13 protein-coding genes are annotated in these 14,837 nt (G+C 72.2%); 1 reads left to right on the top strand and 12 read right to left on the bottom strand.

The features are described from left to right. Nucleotides 1-79 precede the first annotated feature (79 nt). From serA to ilvD, 10 genes are all read right to left on the bottom strand, one after another. A complete protein-coding gene (gene serA / locus JWQ92_RS05705; RefSeq protein ID WP_297343502.1) occupies nucleotides 80-1,672 on the bottom strand; it encodes a phosphoglycerate dehydrogenase in 1,593 nt (530 codons plus the stop codon). Between the two features lie 223 nt (nucleotides 1,673-1,895). Continuing rightward, nucleotides 1,896-3,062 (bottom strand): mannitol-1-phosphate 5-dehydrogenase, encoded by a 1,167-nt coding sequence (locus JWQ92_RS05710; protein WP_297343503.1) that lies wholly within the window; start codon nucleotides 3,060-3,062, stop codon nucleotides 1,896-1,898. A 34-nt stretch (nucleotides 3,063-3,096) separates the two neighbouring features. Continuing rightward, the gene (locus JWQ92_RS05715) at nucleotides 3,097-3,441 is read right to left on the bottom strand and encodes a hypothetical protein (protein ID WP_297343504.1); all 345 of its coding nucleotides are present in this window, start codon (nucleotides 3,439-3,441) and stop codon (nucleotides 3,097-3,099) included. Next, entirely contained in the window at nucleotides 3,438-3,845 is a 408-nt protein-coding gene (locus JWQ92_RS05720; protein WP_297343505.1) for a hypothetical protein, read from the bottom strand. The genes JWQ92_RS05715 and JWQ92_RS05720 overlap by 4 nt, the downstream gene beginning before the upstream one ends. A gap of 76 nt (nucleotides 3,846-3,921) precedes the next feature. After that, nucleotides 3,922-5,151: a C40 family peptidase gene (locus JWQ92_RS05725; RefSeq protein ID WP_297343506.1), complete on the bottom strand. Its 1,230-nt coding sequence runs from the start codon at nucleotides 5,149-5,151 to the stop codon at nucleotides 3,922-3,924. 209 nt (nucleotides 5,152-5,360) lie between these two features. Then, entirely contained in the window at nucleotides 5,361-6,521 is a 1,161-nt protein-coding gene (locus JWQ92_RS05730; protein WP_297343507.1) for an NlpC/P60 family protein, read from the bottom strand. A gap of 623 nt (nucleotides 6,522-7,144) precedes the next feature. Continuing rightward, on the bottom strand, nucleotides 7,145-8,170 hold the full coding sequence (gene ilvC, locus JWQ92_RS05735) for a ketol-acid reductoisomerase (RefSeq protein ID WP_297343508.1): 1,026 nt from the start codon (nucleotides 8,168-8,170) through the stop codon (nucleotides 7,145-7,147). A 39-nt stretch (nucleotides 8,171-8,209) separates the two neighbouring features. Beyond that, nucleotides 8,210-8,719, bottom strand: coding sequence for an acetolactate synthase small subunit (gene ilvN / locus JWQ92_RS05740; protein WP_297343509.1), 510 nt, complete (start codon nucleotides 8,717-8,719; stop codon nucleotides 8,210-8,212). Beyond that, nucleotides 8,716-10,629, bottom strand: a complete 1,914-nt coding sequence (locus JWQ92_RS05745) for an acetolactate synthase large subunit (protein WP_297343510.1) — start codon at nucleotides 10,627-10,629, stop codon at nucleotides 8,716-8,718. Before JWQ92_RS05745 ends, ilvN begins: the two co-directional genes overlap by 4 nt. Nucleotides 10,630-10,653: 24 nt before the next feature. Further along, nucleotides 10,654-12,366, bottom strand: coding sequence for a dihydroxy-acid dehydratase (gene ilvD / locus JWQ92_RS05750; protein ID WP_297343511.1), 1,713 nt, complete (start codon nucleotides 12,364-12,366; stop codon nucleotides 10,654-10,656). 153 nt (nucleotides 12,367-12,519) lie between these two features. On the opposite strand from ilvD, the gene JWQ92_RS05755 reads away from it, so the two are divergent. Next, complete coding sequence (locus tag JWQ92_RS05755; RefSeq protein WP_297343512.1) at nucleotides 12,520-12,912, top strand: ester cyclase; 393 nt, start codon at nucleotides 12,520-12,522, stop codon at nucleotides 12,910-12,912. Nucleotides 12,913-13,033: 121 nt separating this feature from the next. Here the strand turns inward: JWQ92_RS05755 and otsB are convergent, their stop codons facing one another. Both otsB and JWQ92_RS05765 read right to left on the bottom strand, forming a co-directional pair. After that, complete coding sequence (gene otsB, locus JWQ92_RS05760; protein ID WP_297343513.1) at nucleotides 13,034-13,837, bottom strand: trehalose-phosphatase; 804 nt, start codon at nucleotides 13,835-13,837, stop codon at nucleotides 13,034-13,036. Continuing rightward, on the bottom strand, nucleotides 13,838-14,837 hold a 1,000-nt coding region (locus JWQ92_RS05765), incomplete at its 5' end, for a trehalose-6-phosphate synthase (protein WP_297343514.1).

Genomic DNA, 14,837 nt, shown 5'->3' on the forward strand with positions numbered 1-14,837 from the left:
TTACGCGGTCGTGAGCGAGATCCTAGGGCCGTTCCGTCGGTCGAGGCCACATCCGACGACGAGATCCGCCGTCGAGGGGTCAGTCCTCCACGAGGTCGATGGCCTTCAGCGAGGTGGCGCGGATGCGCTCCCGCACCTCGTCGAGCACGGCGGGCGCCGCCGGCGAGTCGATGGTCAGCACGCTGAGGGCCTCGGCGCCTGCCGCCCGGCGGGCGATCTGCATGGCGGCGATGTTGATCCCCGCCTCCCCGAACGCCGCGCCGTACTGGGCGACGATCCCGGGCCGGTCCGTGTAGGTGAAGACGACGTGGTGGCCCGCGAGCACGACCTCGACGTCGTACCCCTCGATCTCCGTGATCTTCTCGACCTGCTTCGGTCCGGTCAGGGTGCCGGACACCGAGTGCGTGCCGCCGGCGGTCGTGGCGCCGCGCAGGCTGATGACGTTGCGGTAGTCGGCGCTGACCGAGTCGGTGAGCAGCCGCACCTGGATGCCCCGCTCCTCGGCGAGCAGCGGGGCGTTCACGTAGGAGACGTTCTCGCTGACCCCGCTCATGAAGACGCCCTTCAGGGCGGCGAGCTTCAGCACGCTCACGTCGTAGTCGGCGAGCTCGCCGCGCACCTCCACGTCGATGCTCACGATGGGGCCGTCGGCGAGGCCGGCGAACACCTGGCCGAGCTTCTCGACGAGCGGGATGCCGGGGCGGACGTACGGATCGATGACGCCGCCCGCGACGTTCACCGCGTCGGGCACCAGCTCGCCGCCGAGGGCGAGGCGCACGCTGCGCGCGACCGCGATGCCGGCCTTCTCCTGCGCCTCGTCGGTCGAGGCGCCGAGGTGCGGCGTGACCTGCAGCGTGGGGCGCCCGATCAGCTCGCGGTCGGTCGGGGGCTCGCTCGTGAAGACGTCGAGCGCGGCCCCGGCGATGCGCCCGCTCGCGAGGGCGGCGCTCAGGGCGTGCTCGTCGACGATGCCGCCGCGGCTCGCGTTCACGATGCGCAGCGAGGGCTTCGCGACCGCGAACTCCGCCTCGCCGATGAGCCCGGTCGTCTCCGGCGTCTTCGGGATGTGCACGGTGACGAAGTCGCTCTGCGCCATCAGATCGGGCAGCGACAGCAGGGTCACGCCGAGCTGCTGCGCGCGCGCCGGCGTGACGTAGGGGTCGTAGGCGACCAGCCGGACGCCGAACGGGGCGAGCCGCTGGGCCACGAGGGTCCCGATCCGGCCCAGACCGACGACGCCGACGGTCTTCTCGTAGAGCTCCACACCGGTGAACCTCGACCGCTTCCACTCCCCCGCCTTCAGCGACGCGTGCGCCTCGGGGATGTGGCGGGCGAGGGACAGCAGGTGGCCGATCGCGAGCTCCGCCGCCGACACGATGTTCGACGTCGGGGCGTTCACCACCATCACGCCGGCCTTCGTGGCGACAGGGATGTCGACGTTGTCGAGGCCGACCCCGGCCCGGGCGATGACGGTGAGTCGGCGGGCCGCGGCGATCGCCTCCGCGTCGACCTGGGTCGCCGAGCGGACCAGCAGGGCGTCGGCGTCCGCGAGGGCGGCGAGCAGGGCGGGCCGGTCCGTGCCGTCCACCTCACGGATCTCGAAGTCGGGTCCGAGCGCATCCACCGTCGCGGGCGAGAGCTGTTCGGCGATCAGTACGACGGGCTTGGTCACTTCGCGTCCCTCCAGGGCGCTCGGGTGGGGCGATCGAGCGGAGAGAACAGCCTATTGGGACGCAGGAACCGCCTTTCGGCGCGTTACGCCCCCTCCTCGGCTCCGCTTCGCGCGCGACCGACGGAGGAATCGGCACCACCGAGGCGATCCTGCCGATCGAGCGCTGCTCGGACGAGGACTCCTGCCCTCGCAGCCCCGAGCGCGCCGGGATGTTCGCGCGGGGTCACGCGCCGGCGCGGGCCTGGAACAGCGGCAGCAGGTCGGCGAACAGCGGATGCGCCGGCTCGATGCCGGTGAGCACGCTCACCGCCCCGTCGGGCTCCTCGCGCGCGAGGATCGCCTGCAGCTCGACGCTCTCCGCGTCCTCAGGCACATCGAACGCGAGCGCGGCGCGGATCGCGCGGAGCAGGGCGTCACGGGCCATGCCGCGCTCGGCGAGCTGCGACGCCGGGCCGATGAACCGCTCGGAACGGCTCAGCTTCCGCAGCGGCCCCCGGCCGACCCGTTCGACGGTGTCGGGCAGCTCCGGGTTCGAGAGGCGGCCGAGGATCCTCTCGCCGTAGGCGCGCTGCTCGGCCTCGTCCAGGCCGAACTTGGCGACGAGGAGCGCCCTCGTCTCACCGATCGCCGCCTCGACCTCCGCGCGGATAGCCGGATCCGTCATCGCGTCCGTGATCGAGTGGACGCCGCGTTCGAAGCCGTGGTAGGCCGCCGTGGCGTGCGCGGTGTTGACGGTGAAGAGCTTGCGCTCGATGAAGGGCGCCAGGTCGTCGACCCAGTGCACGCCCGTGATCGCGGGCGGCTCGCCGCCGAACGGGCTGCGCTCGATGACCCACTCGAAGAACGGCTCGAGGGTCACGTCGAGCCCGGCCTCGGGCGCCTGCGCCGGCACGATGCGGTCGATCGCCGTGTTGGCGAAGACGGCCGTGGCGTCGAGCGAGTCGGCGAGTGCCTCGGGCAGCGCGGCACGGACGAGCGCCTTGAGACCGTCGGTGGCGTTGATCGCGTTCTCGCACGCGAAGACCGCGAGCCGCTCGCCGTCGAGAACGTCGTCGCCCGACTCGATGCGGCGCTGGATCCCCCGGGCGATGACCGGCGCGACGAACGGCAGCACGCGCGGGCCGACGGCGGTCGTCACGACATCGGCCGTGGCGATCTCGTCGATCAGCGCACCCTCCTCGGTGCGGCTGTTCACCGCCCGGAAGTCGGTGACGATGTGGCTGCGACCGTTCTCGCCGATCTCGTGGACGGTGTACGACTCGGCGTCGCGCAGCGCGTCGATCAGCGCGTCGGCGACGTCGGCGAACACCACCTCGTAGCCGCTCTCGTGCAGCAGCTGGCCCACGAAGCCGCGCCCGATGTTGCCCGCTCCGAAATGCACCGCTTTCACGCCGGGCACGCTACTCCAGCGCGCCCGGCCGGGCTCAGCGGACGCCGATGCCGACCTGGAAGAAGGCGAGCAGGCTCAAGGTGAGCGCCTGGGACGCGGCATAGGCGACGACCAGGACCAGGGCGAGGGTCCCCGACGTGCGCCGCCGCGTGAGCAGCACGGCGAGCACGAACGCGGCGATCGGCACCACCACGCCGCCCCCCAGGACCAGCCAGGCGAACGCGGACAGCTGCCGGTGCAGCACGGCGGCGAACCCCGCCCAGGCGAGCAGGTTCGAGACCGCCCCGAGCAGCTCCCACAGGAAGAGGAGCAGGAACGCGAGCGCGATCGCGAGGCGGAGCCCCGGCCGGGCGCGCGGCGGCTCGGCGACGACGGTCACAGCAGGCCCATCAGCGCCGGCCACGGCAGCAGCAGCACGGCCCCGAGGGCGAGCCACGCGAAGCGGCGCGACGGGGTGCGGATCCGCCAGGCCGCGAGCACGAACCAGAGGACCGGCGCGGCGACCGCGGCGACCCGGCCGAGCAGGTTGACGGCGAACGCGACGGTGGCGAGCGCCCCGGATCCCGGTTCGAGGGTGGCCTCGAGAGTCGCGGACAGCACGCTGCGCATCCAGCCGAGCGCTTCGAGCAGGGCGATGCCGCCGAGGATCCCGAGCGCGACGAGCGTCGGTGCGCCGGTCACGCGGCTCGGCGCCACGGCGGCCTCCGGGCGCGTCGGCCGGGCGATCTCCTGCTCGTCACCCGCCCAGCTGAGGGCGTCGTCGTCGGTCTCGGGATCGGCCATGGTGCTCACGATCCTCGCAGGCGTGCCGACCTCCGATCGCACCACGACCTGACGCCGCGGCTCGTCGCCCGCGACGTCAGGCGACGGGGCGCGCCACCTGGCCGACGAGGTCCGTGGTGCGCACGGGGACCTCCCGCACGTCGGCACCCGCGTAGGGAGCCTCGATCATCATCCCGTCGCCCGAGTAGATGGTCGTGTGGTACATGTCGCCGCCGCCGTCGGTGTAGAAGAGCAGGTCACCCGGCTGCACCTTCGAGAACGGCACGAGGTGCCCCTCCGCCTTCTCGAGCTCGTACTGCGCGGTCGCGGAGTGCGGGCCGATGTCGACGCCGACCGAGGCGTAGGCGCCCATGGTGAGACCCGAGCAGTCCCAGGTGCGCGGTCCCTCCGCCGCGAACACGTACGGATCACCGATCCGGGCGCGCGCGAAGGCGACCGCGCGACCCGCGGGGCTCTTCGCGGTCGCGGCGACGGACTTCGCGTCGCACCGCGGCTGGTGGTGCTGTCCCGCCAGGTAGTCGCAAGCGACCTGCTGGGTGGTGCTGCGCAGCACGGCGAGATCGAGCACGAGCTCCTGCTCGTGCTCCTGGGCGGTCCGGACGGCCTTCGCGATGGACTCCGACGCCGCCTTCGCCGCCGCCGCTGCGGTGGCCGCCTTCGCCTTCGCGGCGACGGCCCGGGTCGCGGCGCTCTCCGCGGCCGCCTTCGCGGCCTTCGCGGTCGCCTCGTCGTCGACGGCCTGCTGGTAGACGCGGGCCGCCATCGACGAGAGCTGCGACGCGGTGCTCAGCCCCCGAAGGGTGCCGCCGGAGATGCGGCTGTTGAGGACGAGCGACAACGGGAGCGTGCCGAGGTCCGTCCGGGCGAGGCTCGCGGCGAGGGCGCTGGCCCTGGTGCGCGAGTCGGCGGCGGTGGCCGCCGCGGTCTCGGCCTCCGTCTCGGCGGCGGTGCGGGCCGCGACGGCGGTGTCCGCAGCCGCCCTGGCCTTCAGATAGCGCTCGTCGGCCTGCTGCGCCGCCTTGCCGGCGCGGTCGGCCTGGTGCTGAAGGGCGATGACCTGCTCGCCGATGCGCGCGACCTCCGCGGCCTTCGCCCGCTCGTCCTTCCGCGCGGCGAGCAGCTCGTCCCGGGTCGGGTAGACGATCGCGGGGACCTTCGGGGCCGAGGCCGGCTTCGGCGTGGCGGTCGCGGTCGGGCTCGGCGTGGGCGTGGCCGCGAACGCTGCGGCTCCCCCGCCGGCCACGAGCGCGAGGGTCAGCGCGAGCGATGCTGCGCCGGCGCCGATCCGCCCGGCCGGGTGGGCCACGGTGCCGTCCTTCCCGCTTCCCGGCTCCGGGAGCGGCCACGGCGCACGAGGCGGGCGGGTCGCCGGGCGGAGGGTCCGCTCGAGGGGGCTGCGCACGGATCCGGACCGCAGCTGGGGAGCGCGGCCGGGATCCTGTGCTCATCACACTCCGGAACGACCCGGAGCGCCAGCCCTCTTGGCGAACGTGCAGAGAAGCGGCCCCGCGGCGATCAGCCGCTGAAGCGGGCGACCTGCCCGACGAGCTGGTAGCCGCGCACCGGGACCTCGCGCACGTTCTGGCCCTCGTACGGCGCCTCGATCATGTTGCCGTTGCCGCTGTAGATCGTGACGTGGTACATGTCGCCGCCGCCGTCCGTGTAGAACAGCAGGTCGCCCGGCTGCCGGTTCGCGTAGGACACGAGCTTGCCCTCGTTCGCGGCGAGGTCGTACTGCGCCGTCGCGCTGTGGCCGCCGATGCCGATGCCGGCAGCCCCGTACGCGGCCATCGTGAGGCCGGAGCAGTCCCAGGCGCTGGGGCCGGCCGCAGCGAAGACGTAGGGGTCGCCGATCTGGCCGCGGGCGAAGGCGATCGCCCGCGCCGCGACCGAGGCGTTCGCGGGGAGGTTCGCGAGGTGGACGGACGATCCGCCGGATCCGCCCGAACCGCTGGAGGCGCTGGGCCGGGGCGCCTCGAGGGCCGTCAGCTCGGCCTGCAGGCTGCGCTGACGGCTGCGCTGCTGCGCGACCACCGAGGCGGCCGCCTTCGCCTTCTGCTTGGCGTCGGTGAACGCGGCCTTCGCGGTGCCGGCCGCGCGCTGCGAGGAGACGGCGGCGTTCGACGCCTTCGCGGCGAGCACCTTGGCGGTGTGCTCGTCGGACTTCGCGTCGTGGAAGATCTGGGTCGACTGCACCGACAGCTGCGACATGCGACTGACCTTGTAGAGGACGCGCGTTGCGCCCCCGCCGTCGAGGATGAGGTTGGCGGCCTGGTCGGCGCCGCTCGAGCGGGCCAGGTTCGCGGCGACCACGGCGGCGCGCGCCCGGGACTTCAGTGCCTTCGCGGTTGCCGCGGCGGCGACCTGCTGCGCGGTGGTGTACCGCTTCCCGGCGGCGACGGACGACGCCTTCGCCTTGAGGTAGTGCTCGTCGGCGACCTGCGCGGTACGGCCGGCGGCGTCGGACGCCTTCTGGAGCCCGTCGAGGCACGACGAGAGCTTGCCGACCGCGGCACGCACGTCGGCTGCGTTCTTCGACGCGGGGTGGATCGTCTGGCAGACCGGCTGTGGCGCCTGCAGCGCCTCCGCCGAGCCGAGGCCGAAGCCGGCGAGACCGACCGCGACGAGCGCGGTGACGGTGGTGGACACGATTCGGCGCACGGCAATGGTTCGCACGGACGGCCTCCTGCATGGATCCGCATCGCAGGGATCCATCGGGTGGGGTCGACCCGGTGCCTCGGGAAAAGGCATCCGGCAGAGGTGTGGCCGGACGGGTCGCGGACGGGGTGGGTCGCGATGCGCAGTCCTGGGGACGACTGCCGCGCATGACCGTAGCAGCGACTTCGCGCCACCGCACACCCTGGGCGTTACCGGAATGTGATCTGGACACGCCGTATCGCGCGTCTATGTGCCCAGGAAAGCCAGGGCATCCGGCTCGGGACGGGCGGGGAACGCGGAACCGCCCGCCCCGCGGCATGCGGGACGGGCGGTTCGATGCTCGGGGTGCGTCAGCGCGCGAGGGACCCTTCCGCGTTCGGTCGCGTTCGCGCGACTGAACGATCAACAGGGTGTCGTAGGACGGAGTCGACGCGTCCGGCCCGCGCGTCAGCGCGCGACGGACCCTTCCGCGTTCGGTCGCGCTCGCGCGACTGAACGATCAACAGGGTGTCGAACGACGGAGTCGACGCGTCCGGCCCACGCGTCAGCGCGCGACCGACCCTTCCCCGTTCGGTCGCGCTCGCGCGACCGAACGATCAACAGGGTGTCGAACGACGGAGTCGACGCGTCCGGCCCGCGCGTCAGCGCGCGACGGACCCTTCGACGTAGTCGTCCGACGTGTTGCGCCAGGCGAAGAGCTTGCGGAGCTCGCGGCCGACCTCCTCGATCGGGTGCTCCTCGCCCTTCTTGCGCAGCTCGAGGAACTCCTTGCCGCCGTTGTCCTGGTCCTCGATGAAGCGCTTGGCGAAGCTGCCGTCCTGGATGTCCTTCAGGACCGCCTGCATGTTCTGCTTCACCTCGGGCGAGATCACGCGGGGGCCGGAGACGTAGTCGCCGTACTCGGCCGTGTCGGAGATGCTCCAGCGCATCTTCGCGATGCCGCCCTCCCACATGAGGTCGACGATGAGCTTCAGCTCGTGCAGCACCTCGAAGTAGGCGATCTGCGGCTGGTACCCGGCCTCGGTGAGGGTCTCGAAACCGTACTGGACGAGCTGGGTGATGCCGCCGCAGAGCACCGACTGCTCGCCGAAGAGGTCCGTCTCGGTCTCCTCGGTGAACGTGGTCTTGATGCCGCCGGCACGGAGGCCGCCGATGCCCTTCGCGTACGACCAGGCGAGGTCCCACGCCCGGCCGGTGGCGTCCTGCTCCACGGCGACGATCACGGGTACCCCGCGTCCGGCCTCGAACTCGCGGCGCACGGTGTGGCCGGGGCCCTTGGGGGCGACCATGACGACGTCGACGCCCTTCGGGGCGGTGATGTAGCCGAAGCGGATGTTGAAGCCGTGGCCGAACAGCAGCGCCTTGCCGTCCGCGAGGTTCGGGGCGATGTCGTCCGCGTAGAGGTGGCGCTGCACCTGGTCGGGGGCGAGGATCACGATGACGTCCGCCCACTTGGCGGCGTCCGCGGGCGTGTGCACGCGGAACCCGGCGTCCTCGGCCTTGGCGCGGCTCTTCGAGCCCTCCTGCAGGCCGACGACGACCTCGACGCCGGAGTCGCGGAGGTTCAGGGCGTGGGCGTGGCCCTGCGAGCCGTACCCGATCACGGCGACCTTCTTGCCCTGGATCAGGGAGAGGTCGGCGTCGCTGTCGTAGACGATCTCGGTCATGGAGGGGCCTTTCGTTCGAGGGATGCGCTGGACGCGCGGTCAGGGTCGGGGGATGCGCTCGGTGATGCTCTTCGGGCCGCGGCCCATGGCGAGCAGACCGGACTGCGCGAGCTCGCGGATCCCGTAGGGCTCGAGCATCTTGAGCAGGCCGGCCGTGCGCTGCGCTCCGGCGACGAGCTCGATCACGAGCGCCTCCTGCGTCACGTCGACGACGGCGGCGCGGAAGAGCTCGACGATCTCGAGCACCTGGGGCCTCGTGGCGGCGTCGACCTTCACCTTCACGAGCACGTGCTCGTGCAGCACGCTCGCCGTCGGTTCGAGCTCGACGATCTTGATCACGTTGACGAGCTTGTTCAGCTGCTTCGTGACCTGCTCGAGCGGCAGCTCCTCCACGTCGACTACGGCGGTGATCCGGGACATGCCGGGCACCTCGCACGGGCCGACGGCGAGGGAGCCGATGTTGAAGCCGCGGCGGGCGAACAGCCCGGCGACGCGCGTGAGCAGCCCCGGCTTGTCCTCGACGAGCAGGGAGAGGACGTGCGTGCTCATCGCTTGCGGGGCTCTTCCTCGAGGGGCGGGATCACGAGGTCGGGGTCCTGCCCGTCGGGGGCCTCGTCACCCTCCCAGCTCGGCGCGTGGTCGCGCGCGTACTGCACGTACGAGTTGCTGACGCCCTGCGGCACCATCGGCCACACCATCGCGTCCGCGGACACGACGAAGTCGATGACGACGGGCCGGTCGTTCGTCTCGATGGCGAGCCGGATCGCGTCGTCGACGTCCTCCTCGCGCTCGACGCGGATGCCGAGCGCCCCGTACGCCTCCGCGAGCTTCACGAAGTCGGGGATCCGCTTCGTGCCGTGGCCGGTGTTCAGGTGCGTGTTGGAGTACCGGCCGTCGTAGAACAGGGTCTGCCACTGCCGCACCATGCCGAGCGACGAGTTGTTGATGATGGCGACCTTGATCGGGATCTCGTTCAGCGTGCAGGTCGCGAGCTCCTGGTTGGTCATCTGGAAGCAGCCGTCGCCGTCGATCGCCCAGACCAGCCGGTCCGGCTGCGCGACCTTGGCGCCCATCGCGGCGGGCACGGCGTAGCCCATCGTCCCGGCGCCGCCGGAGTTCAGCCACGAGTTCGGCCGCTCGTAGCGGATGAACTGGGCCGCCCACATCTGGTGCTGGCCGACGCCCGAGGCGAAGACGGCCTCGGGCCCACTGATGGCGCCGATCCGCTCGATGACGTACTGGGGCGAGAGGTGGCCGTCGGTGGTGGGCGCATAGCCGAGCGGGAACTCCGCCTGCAGCCCCTGCAGGTAGGTCCACCACTCGGCGTACCGGTCGGCGGGGGCGCCGGATGCGTGCGGGTCGCCCGCGGTGACCTCGCGGAACGCGGCGGCGAGCTCGGCGCAGACCTCCTTGGCGTCACCGACGATGGGCACCTCCGCGTGGCGGATCTTGCCGATCTCGGCCGGGTCGATGTCGATGTGGACGACCTTCGCCTTCGGCGCGAACAGCGACGCCTTGCCGGTGACGCGGTCGTCGAACCGCGCACCGATCGCGACGAGCACGTCGGCCTCCTGCAGGGCGAGCACGGCGGGCACGGTGCCGTGCATGCCGGGCATGCCGAGGTTCGCCGGGTGGCTGTCGGGGAAGGCGCCGCGGGCCATCAGCGTCGTGACGACGGGCGCGCCCGTCACCTCGGCGAGCTCGAGCAGCTCCGCGGATCCCTGGGCCCGGATGACGCCGCCACCCACGTAGAGCACCGGCTTCTTCGCGGCGGCGAGCATCTGCGCGGCGGCCTGCACCTGCTTGCCGTGCACCTTCGCCGTGGGCCGGTAGCCCGGCAGGTCGAGCTTCACGGGCCACACGAACGGCGCGGAGGCCTGCTGCGCGTCCTTCGTGATGTCGACGAGCACGGGACCGGGGCGGCCCGTGGAGGCGATGTGGTGCGCCGACGCGATCGCCGCCGGGATCTCCTCCGGCCTCGTGACGAGGAACGAGTGCTTCGTGATCGGCATCGTGATGCCGACGATGTCGGCCTCCTGGAACGCGTCCGTGCCCATCAGGGTCGAGAAGACCTGGCCGGTGATCGCGAGCAGCGGCACGGAGTCCATGTAGGCGTCCGCGATCGCGGTGACGAGGTTCGTCGCACCGGGGCCGGACGTCGCGATCGCGACGCCGACGCGCCCTGACGCGGCCGCGTAGCCCTCGGCCGCGTGGCCGGCGCCCTGCTCGTGCCGCACGAGGATGTGGCGGATCTTGTCCGTGTCGAGCAGCGGGTCGTAGACCGGCAGGATCGCACCGCCCGGCAGCCCGAAGACGTCCGTGACGCCGAGCAGCTCGAGCGTGCGGACGACCGCCTGCGCTCCGGTCAGCACCTCGGGCTCGGGAGCCCGGGTGACGTGCTCGCCGGCCCCGCGGGGCCGGACGGCGGATGGCAGCGGGGTGGAGATCGGTGTCGACATGACCTGTCCGTATCCGAGTGAGGTTCAGCCCGTGACGGCGCCGACGGCGGCGGAGTGCACGAGCTTGGAGTACTTGGCGAGCACGCCACGGGTGTACCGGGGAGGCAGGGGCGCCCAGCCGGCTCGGCGGGCTTGGAGCTCTGCCTCGTCGACGAGTACGTCGAGCGTGCGGGCGGCGATGTCGACCCGTATCGGGTCACCGTCGCGCAGGAAGGCGATCGGACCTGCGTCCACCGCCTCCGGTGCGATGTGGCCGATGCACAGGCCGGTTGTGCCGCCCGAGAATCTGCCGTCCGTCAACAGTAGTACGTCGCGGCCGAGGCCCGCCCCCTTGATGGCGGCGGTGATGGCCAGCATCTCCCGCATCCCGGGGCCGCCCTTCGGCCCTTCGTAGCGGATGACGACCACGTCGCCCTTGCTGATCTCGCCGTTCGTGAGGGCGTCCATCGCGGCGCGCTCCCGCTCGAAGACGCGAGCCGGCCCCGTGAACACGGCCGCGTCGAAGCCGGCCGTCTTCACCACGGCACCGTCCGGTGCCAGCGTGCCGGTGAGGATCGTGAGGCCGCCGGAGGCGTGGATGGGGTTGTCGAGCGTCCGGAGCACCGTGCCGTCGAGCGGGGCGATGTCCATCTCGGCGAGGTTCTCGGCGACCGTCCTGCCCGTCACGGTGAGCACGTCGCCGTGCAGCAGGCCGGCGTCGAGCAGGGCCTTCATCACGACGGGCACACCGCCGACGCGGTCGACGTCGTTCATGACGAACCGGCCGAACGGCTTGAGGTCGCCGATGTGCGGCACGTGGGAGCCGATGCGGTTGAAGTCGTCCAGGGTCAGGTCGACCTCCGCCTCGTGGGCGATCGCGAGCAGGTGCAGGACGACGTTCGTCGAGCCGCCGAACGCCATGGCGACGGCGATGGCGTTCTCGAAGGCCTCCTTCGTCAGGATGTCGCGGGCCGTGATGCCGAGCCGGAGCAGGTTGACGACGGCCTCGCCCGATCGGTGCGCGAGGTAGTCGCGACGGCGATCGGCCGACGGCGGCGCGGCCGAGCCGGGCAGCGCCATCCCGAGCGCCTCCGCGACGGACGCCATCGTGTTGGCCGTGTACATGCCGCCGCACGAGCCCTCGCCGGGCGCGAAGGCGCACTCGATGCGCTTCGCGTCCTCCTCGCTCATCCGCCCCGCCTTCACGGCGCCGACGGCCTCGAACGAGTCGATGATCGTGATGTCCTTCTCCGTGCCGTCGGAGAGCTTCACCCAGCCCGGCGCGATCGAGCCGGAGTAGACGAAGACGCTGGCGAGGTCGAGGCGCGCGGCCGCCATGAGCATGCCCGGCAGGCTCTTGTCGCAGCCGGCGAGCAGCACGGAGCCGTCGAGGCGCTCGGCCTGCATGACGGTCTCGACCGAGTCGGCGATGACCTCGCGGGAGACGAGCGAGAAGTGCATCCCCTCATGGCCCATCGAGATGCCGTCGGAGACGCTCACGGTGCCGAACTGCAGCGGGTAGCCGCCGCCGGCATGCACGCCCTCCTTGGCCGCCTGCGCGAGGCGGTCGAGGGAGAGGTTGCAGGGGGTGATCTCGTTCCAGGAGCTCGCGATGCCGATCTGCGGCTTGTCCCAGTCGTCGTCGCCCATGCCGACGGCGCGGAGCATGCCCCGGGAGGTCGTGGCCTCGATGCCGTCGGTGACGACGCGTGAGCGCGGTTTGACGTCGACAGGGGCGGAGGGACGCGGATCCGACATGGCTTTCAGCGTACTGGCCGCGCCCGGGGGCCCCGGGCGGCCTCCCGACACCGCTCCAGCCGGATCCCGGAACGCGGCACCCGCCACGTTCTGCCCTCATCAGACCCCTGTGAGGACGGAACCCGGCACGGGCGGGTGGGGAGAATGGACGGGATGTCGCCGGAGGAGCTGCGGGCCTGGTACGAGGACTACCTGGACGCCTGCAACCGGCACGACCTCGACGCCGTGAACGAGCTCATCGCGGCCGACGTGCGGCGGCAGGGCCGGCCGCGTGGGGCGGAGGCATGGCTCGACGACCTCGCCGCGCTGTTCCGCGCCTTCCCGGACCTGCAGTGGAAGCGGATCCGGCTGGTGATCCAGGACGACCGGATCGCCGCGCACCTCCGCGCCCGGGGCACGCACCGCGGCGCCCACCTCGGCGTCGCCGCGACGGGCCGGCACGTGAACTGGGCCGAGTTCGGCTTCTACCGCGTGGTCGGCGGCCGGATCGTCGAGTACGCGGGCGCCGCGGACGGGGCCGAGCTGCTCGAGCAGCTCACCGCCTGACCGCCTCCTCGCGCCGACGTCGATCCGCCCCCTCGCGGGAACGACGGTTGCCACTTTCTGCGGCCATGGACGGCTCGATTCCCGCAGAGATCGGCAACCCTGGGATGAGGAGGGGTTCGCGTCAGGGGCGGGCGGCCCGGACACGGGCCAGCTCCTGCAGCACCGCCGCCACCTCGCGGGGGCCGCGCACCCGGTGGGCGGCGGCCGTCTCGCCCGTGCCGCTCTTGACGCCGAGATCACCCGGACCGAGGGCGGCGAACGCGTCCTCGTCGGTGACGTCGTCGCCGGCGTAGAACACCGCGGTCGCGTTCGTGTACCGGCGCAGGTGCTCGACCGCCTCCCCCTTGGTCGTGCTGCGGACGGAGAACTCGATGACGTTCTTGCCCATCCGCACCTTGAGGTCGTCCACCTCGGCCTGCGCCTCGGACCGCGCGACGAGATGCGCGACCCGGCTGCGGCGGTTCGTCGCGAGCCTGGTGTGCAGGGCGTAGCCGGCCGGTTTGGGCTCGAGCCACACCTGGTCGAGCGAGTCGGCGACCTGCTCGAGCACCTGCTCGAGCACCGCCATCGACTCCCGCTCCTTCTCGTTCAGCGCGATCACGTCGTCCGGGTCGTCGAGCCGGAGCTCGATGCCGTGCGAGCCGACGAGCAGCACCTCGTCCCCGAACCGGGAGACCCGCTCGAGGTCGTCGACGCTGCGCCCCGAGACGAGCGCGACCCGGGTGCCGGGCAGCACGGCGAGCCGTTCGACGGCGGCGTGCGCCGCGGGGAGCGCGCGGGCGGCGTCCGGGTCGTCCACCTCCGGCGCGAGCGTGCCGTCGAAGTCGAGCGCGACGAGCAGCCGCTCGGTGCTCGCGAGGGTCTCGAGCGCCTCCCGGAGGGGATCGCCGAGCTCCGGGCGCTCCGTGGGGTCCTGCGTGGTCACCTACACGCCGTCCGTCTCCGCGAGGCTCTTGGCGCTCGCCGATGGCCGCGCCTGCGCGAGGGCGGTGAGGAAGTCCTGCGACCACCGCTCGACGTCGTGCTCGATCACGCGCGCCCGGAGTGCCCGCATCCGCTGCTGCCGCTCGGCGGGGCTCATGTGCACGGCGGCGAGGATCGTGCGCTTCAGCCCCTCGATGTCGTGCGGGTTCACGAGCAGCGCCTGCTTCATCTCGTCCGCGGCGCCCGCGAACTCGCTGAGCACGAGCACGCCGCCGTCGTCGACCCGGCTCGCCACGTACTCCTTGGCGACGAGGTTCATCCCGTCGCGCAGCGCGGTGACCAGCATGATGTCGGCCGCGAGGAACAGGGCCACCATCTCCTCCCGGGGGTACCCGTGGTGCAGGTAGTTGATCGCGCTGTGCCGGATGGTGCCGTACTCGCCGTTCACGCGGCCCACGGTGAGCTCGATCTCGTCGCGGAGCGCCTTGTACGACTCGACGCGCTCCCTGCTGGGGCTGGCGATCTGCACGAGCACCGTGTCGTTCACGTCGAGCGCGCCCTCGGCGAGCAGCTCCGCGTAGGCCGTGAAGCGGTGACCGATGCCCTTCGTGTAATCGAGACGGTCGACGCCGAGCATGAGCGTGCCCGGGTTCCCGAGGTCGTGCCGGATCTGGGCGGCCCGCTCCCGAACGTCCGCCCGGCCGGCGAGGGCGACGTACGCCTGCGCGTCGATCGAGATCGGGAAGTGGCGGGCGACGACGTTGCGCGCCTCCGAGGATCCGGAGTTCGGCCGGCGGCCCTCCCCCGCCGGGGGCAGCTCGACGCGGTTGTGCACGGTGTGGACGTGGAACAGGCGCCGGACGGCGCGGAGGAAGTTGCCCGCGTCCGCGCGGCGCTGGAAGCCGATCAGGTCGGCGCCGAGCAGGCCCTCCAGGATCTGCGAGCGCCACGGCAACTGCGAGTAGAGGCCGTACGCGGGGAACGGGATGTGGTTGAAGAAG

Origin of the sequence: Amnibacterium sp. (assembly GCF_025463795.1) — a bacterium.
Taxonomy (GTDB): Bacteria; Actinomycetota; Actinomycetes; order Actinomycetales; family Microbacteriaceae; genus Amnibacterium.